Source organism: Streptomyces mesophilus, from assembly GCF_011044995.1.
In the GTDB taxonomy this organism is placed as follows: domain Bacteria; phylum Actinomycetota; class Actinomycetes; order Streptomycetales; family Streptomycetaceae; genus Streptomyces; species Streptomyces mesophilus.
The window spans coordinates 1-4,696 of sequence record NZ_JAAKZW010000373.1; the positions used below are offsets into that span (position 1 = coordinate 1).

Here is a 4,696-nt window from a genome sequence, read left to right on the forward strand (position 1 = left end):
GGGTGTCGGGCGGCGAATCGTTGGAAGCCACGGACGGCAGACCACTGAAAGCCACACCCGACACCCCCGGTTGAGCCAACCCTACGAATGGCTCGCTCATCCCGATCAACAAGGTAGGGACCACTGAACGACGGGGGCGGCCGCCGTACAACCGGCCGCCCCGCAGCGGCGCAGCCACAACGATCGGAGACCGCAAGGGGGAGCGATTGCATGGTGCGCCATGATGTCGAGGCCGAACGTGAGATGTGGAACCGGTATGCCGCGGCCCCGAAGAACAACACCGGCGCCGACCGAGAGCCGGTGTTCGAGTGGACGCAGTGGGGCTCTGCCCACGGGCCCGGCATCGAACTGCTCGGCGCACCGGTGACGGTGCTCGATCTCGGGTCCGGGCCCGGGCGTGAAGCGGCCTACCTTGCCGCGCGGGGCATGGAGGTGACCGGGATCGATCTGTCGCCGGTGATGGTCGAGGCGGCGGCGAAACGCTGGGCCGCTACCAGGGAGCTGCGGTTCGTGTGCGCCGAGGTGATCACCTACTTGTCAGCCAGCACCAAGCGGTGGGATGCGATCTATTCGTCGTGGGGCGCGGTCTGGTTCACCGACCCCGAGGCGCTGCTGCCGCTCATCGCCGGCCACTTGAGCCCAGGCGGCCGGTTCGTTGCCGCACACGCCCCGGCGATCCCCGGCGCGTACGGGCCGCAGGGGACGTACGGCGACGGCTTCAAAGGACGTGCGCACTTCCACTACCGCTACGCGTACACGCCACGGCGGTGGCTGAGCCTGATGGGGCGTGCCGGCCTCGTGAACCCCGCTGCTGAAGTCGTTCCGGCGCCTGCCGCAGCGGATGTGGGCACGCTTCTTCTGACCGCCCAGGGCGCGTGATCCGCGGCGCGCGGCGCTGCACCGAGGGCGCGCTGGATACGGATGGTGTCGACGGACTCGGCAAGCAGCTCGAACTCGGTGGTGGGGTCGCGGGCGATGAACCGGAACAGCTGCCCGTACTCCAGGAGGAGCCCCGCTTGGGACTGCTCTGCGGCGTTGTCCCGCCAGGCCCTCAACTGCCCCGGCACATCGGGGGCATCGCGCGGCAGCGGCATCAAGGCGCCCGCCGGGATGCCCGCCGTGTCCGGGATGGGGTCGAGTCGTTCGGCGATCCAGGTCGCGCGCTCGCGTAGCCACCACAGCGCCAGCGGCAGGCTTGGTGCCCGGTAGGTGCCAAGCGGTACGCCGACCAACTGCCCGGCGCAGACGCCGTATCCGGTCACTTCGCAGAGAAATTCCTCGTGCACGTCGCCCCCATCCGCGGTCCGTCCGCACAGGTCGGCGCGGCGACGAGGATCGCGCGCGAGGGTGCGGGCGGAACCGGTTCGCTGGTGTCCTGGCTGCGGCAGGACACATCGTGTGCACGTCGAGGTTGGGCCGCCTGGGCGCTCAGAACTGGTCGAGCCTGCGAGCGTGACGGTCACGCCGATCGGAACCTCGATCGCGTAGGGCTATTGTTCCCTCACAACCCGTGATCGTCGGCATATGCCGGAGAGTTATGGCTGGATTCGCTCCCTGCTTCACCTCCCGCACCGCCAACACCGCCTCGGAGCATGCGAGTTACGGAGCGCCAAGCCCAACCCCCGTCGCACCTGACACTTGAGGTGGCCGAAATATCGCCCTGAGCGACCGAGCGTGGCGGCTGCGCTCTCGACACGGACCCCGCCCTCTTCACCGCGGGCATGCGTACAACTCCAAAGGCGCAGGCACTCGTAGTGCGCGTGCTGACGATTCCCAAGGCCGCGTGGAACACCGATACCGGATGAGCCGTCGCCGCCGTGCGCATCATCGAAGCGCAGAAGCGACAGAACCGATCGCCTGATCTCAGTGCGGCGCCAACTCGTCGTCCGACCACAGGGATGCGCCGGCATGACCCAACAGCAGCTTGGGGTAGTAGGTCCAGGCGAACCATGGTGCGGTCCGTGACGGGCCCAGCAGGCCGTCCAGCACGAGCCCGCCTGCTGTGAGGGCCACGCCGAGGGTTCGCCGCCGTGCCGGGGCGCGGCGGATGGCGACCGTCGCGGCCGCCATATACGTGTACTGGCTTACGGCCCACACGGCAGGGTGGACACGGCGCCTCGCGCTCCCGCCCGGCAATCCCGCGTCGAGCCGCGCCACCACCGCCGGGTGGACATGCAGCGCTGCGAATGCGTAGTGCGCGGCGTTCCCCTGGCCCCGGCGTTCGTACCAACGGGCGCACGCGCGCGTGTTGTTGACGTATACGCCGCCTGAGAGGTCCACCGCCAGCAGGCATGCGATGGCCGCGCTTTTTGGGCCGGCCCCGCGCGCCCTGGCCACGGCCGGCGCCGCGACCGCACCGGCCACCGTCGTCAGAGCCGTCAGCACATGGTTCGCCCGCGTGGCCTCCGGGCCCACGAACTCGCCCCACACCCAGCGCAGCGCCACCCTCGCCACCATCATCGGTCCCCCTGAGCCGTGATGTGATCCGTACCCCGACTGAGCATCCCCAGATCCTCGTCCAAGTGACGCATCCCCGCGCATGCAACCACCATCGATTCTCACCCGGCCAGAATGTCGAGGCGAACGCTCTACACTCTTTCGGCTTGGGTGAGCCGATCATGCCAAGGCCCCGTTGACGCAGCAACGGCCCACGCCTGGACCGGAAATCCGGTAGACGCGGCAGGGATACTGCCGTCATGGCCGTGACTCAACAGCTCGCCCGTATCCCCGAGGGCTATCTCGCTGCCTGCCGTCAGTCCGCCGCCACGTCACCGGACGGTGATCGCCACTGGGATCCACCGGCGTGCGATGTGCTGGACCTGGACTGGGCACCGGCCCTGCTCAAGCGTGTCGGCGAAGTGACCGGACTCGAAGAAGCCCATCTCGATGCTCTGCGCCGCGCCACCGACGGCGACACAACTCTGGACCTCGGCTTTCTTGACACACCCCCGCACGCCATAGCCCCCTTCGGGGGCGCCCCCACCGGACTGGGGGTCCTTCAGGTGGCGCACGTCTCCAAGCTGCTGGGCCAGATCGACATGCCCGTCCTTCTCGCCGCCCTGCCGGCCGACGAGCATGACGCGGCATCCTTGATCGGCCAGAAAGGCGCCGTCACCGGAGGTCTCAGGCCATACCTGCTGGAACACTTCAACGCCCTGCGCGACTTCTACCTCGACGCAGCCAAGCGCCACCTGCACATGGTGCTCTGGTGGGACTAACCCGCACTCCACCAGACGTCTTCACCACCAGCACCCGAGGAATCACGTGAGCGTCAACTCAACCCGGCGGCATTGTCGGTGGTGCGAGGCACACTTCCGCCATGAGGATCTCTTCGTCGCATGACCCGGGTGCCACCCGACAGCCCTTGGTCTGGGCGGAGTCGATGGGTGGGCCGTTGATTGTCGTGCCGCTCTCGTCGCTGAATCATTGGGGTGGCAGCACCATGCAGGGCAACCAGGCAGGGTCCGGGGCAGTCCTGGACGACTATGACCGTGCCTGTGAAGTCGAGGACCTGGCAGCGCTGATTCCGGTGGGCCCCATGGCGCACAGGCCCTGCTCCTCGCAGACGAACCCGCCACGACATGTTTCTTGCCCGAGCCACGGGTGTTCGTGCGATGGCTGGCCGCGGACTCAGAGGATGATCTTCTCTCTGCCGCCGAGGAGGCCCTGGCAGATCCCGCCACTCAGTGGGAGCACTGCGGCGTCTGGGAAACCGGTGGCCCTGCGGTCCTCATGGACTCTGCGGAAGCCGGAGCGGACCTGAACGTTGAGTACCCCAACGGCGGCGGACTCCCCGCACGAGCTCATGTGCCGTTGCCGGCGGGTCGTTGGGCAGTGAGAGCGACTCATGCATGGGACAGAGATCTGGCTTCTGTCGGGCTCGTCCAGCTTCTTCCGGTGACCGCGTGAGTGCGTGCCAGCCGCTCGCCGAACCCGTCGCATCACGCCGGCCCTCCCCGGAACCACCCCGTGCTGGCAGGAACCAGCCCGCCCGGGATGCAAGTCGTAGGCGGTGCGGCGAAATGCTGTGGCACCGCCGTGGCGCGCGTGCAAAGCTGGCAGCGCGCCAAAGGGGTGTAGCTCAGCTGGCCAGAGCGCCGGTCTCCAAACCCGGATGCCGCAGGTTCGACTCCTGTCACCCCTGCCACAACCCGGTCCCGGTGCCCGGGCACACCGGCACACCCAGGGCCTGCCTGCCACAGTGCAGGACATGAATGCAGCCGAGTGAAAAGCCTCCGTAACTGGTAAGGCCTGCCCTCGTGGTGTGAGGCCGACCATGCCGAGGACGACGTAGCGGGCGGCGACGCGGTCTTCCACCAGGCTGCGGAGGTGACCTTCACCTTCCCGCCGTTGGCCAACGGGAAGCGCCTGACAGCGTCGTTCGCGACGGCCGCAGCCGGGACCTTCCAGAACGGCCCGCGACAGATCTGGATCGACGGGCCGGTGCACACGCCCTCCCCCGGGATCCTTGAGGAGCTGGCGCTCTCCCGTCGAAGCGGTCACTTCCGCGGCACGACCTACGACGAAGAACTCCAGACCACCTGCCGGGCCATCGTGACGCGCCTCGCCCTAGAGCCTGTCTGACAAATGATCACCTGGCCGCTTCACGGAGCCAGAGGATCAGGGAGGCCAGGACAACTCCCGCGCGGTAGCGGTCTGCGAGCTTGTCGAACCTGGTTGCGATCGCACGGAACTG

At 68.1% G+C, this 4,696-nt stretch carries 5 protein-coding genes, 1 tRNA gene and 3 pseudogenes; 6 read left to right on the top strand and 3 right to left on the bottom strand.

Annotated elements, in window-relative coordinates:
- Positions 1-210: 210 nt before the first annotated feature.
- Positions 211-879, top strand: coding sequence for a class I SAM-dependent methyltransferase (locus tag G6045_RS39295; RefSeq protein ID WP_165337038.1), 669 nt, complete (start codon positions 211-213; stop codon positions 877-879).
- Positions 880-1,042: 163 nt separating this feature from the next.
- Here G6045_RS39295 and G6045_RS42460 read toward each other — a convergent pair.
- Together G6045_RS42460 and G6045_RS39305 are read right to left on the bottom strand one after the other, a co-directional pair.
- Positions 1,043-1,286: pseudogene (locus G6045_RS42460) on the bottom strand (hypothetical protein); the annotation flags it as partial.
- A 577-nt stretch (positions 1,287-1,863) separates the two neighbouring features.
- Positions 1,864-2,460 carry a hypothetical protein gene (locus G6045_RS39305; protein ID WP_206344782.1) on the bottom strand — a complete coding sequence of 199 codons (597 nt, stop codon included), beginning with the start codon at positions 2,458-2,460 and terminating at the stop codon, positions 1,864-1,866.
- A gap of 236 nt (positions 2,461-2,696) precedes the next feature.
- Here G6045_RS39305 and G6045_RS39310 point away from each other — a divergent pair, with 236 nt between their 5' ends.
- The 5 genes and pseudogenes from G6045_RS39310 to G6045_RS39325 all read left to right on the top strand — a co-directional run bounded on the left by G6045_RS39310 (position 2,697) and on the right by G6045_RS39325 (position 4,584).
- Positions 2,697-3,218: a YfbM family protein gene (locus G6045_RS39310; RefSeq protein ID WP_235968592.1), complete on the top strand. Its 522-nt coding sequence runs from the start codon at positions 2,697-2,699 to the stop codon at positions 3,216-3,218.
- 164 nt (positions 3,219-3,382) lie between these two features.
- Positions 3,383-3,475: pseudogene (locus G6045_RS42270) on the top strand (hypothetical protein); the annotation flags it as partial.
- 113 nt (positions 3,476-3,588) lie between these two features.
- Entirely contained in the window at positions 3,589-3,909 is a 321-nt protein-coding gene (locus G6045_RS42275) for an Imm21 family immunity protein (RefSeq protein WP_328708078.1), read from the top strand.
- 161 nt (positions 3,910-4,070) lie between these two features.
- Positions 4,071-4,147, top strand: a tRNA-Trp gene (locus G6045_RS39320).
- Positions 4,148-4,251: 104 nt separating this feature from the next.
- Positions 4,252-4,584, top strand: coding sequence for a DUF6907 domain-containing protein (locus tag G6045_RS39325; RefSeq protein ID WP_408056427.1), 333 nt, complete (start codon positions 4,252-4,254; stop codon positions 4,582-4,584).
- Here G6045_RS39325 and G6045_RS41045 read toward each other — a convergent pair.
- A pseudogene (locus G6045_RS41045) lies at positions 4,570-4,696 on the bottom strand (IS5/IS1182 family transposase); the annotation flags it as partial. The gene G6045_RS39325 and the pseudogene G6045_RS41045 sit on opposite strands and share 15 nt — an antisense overlap.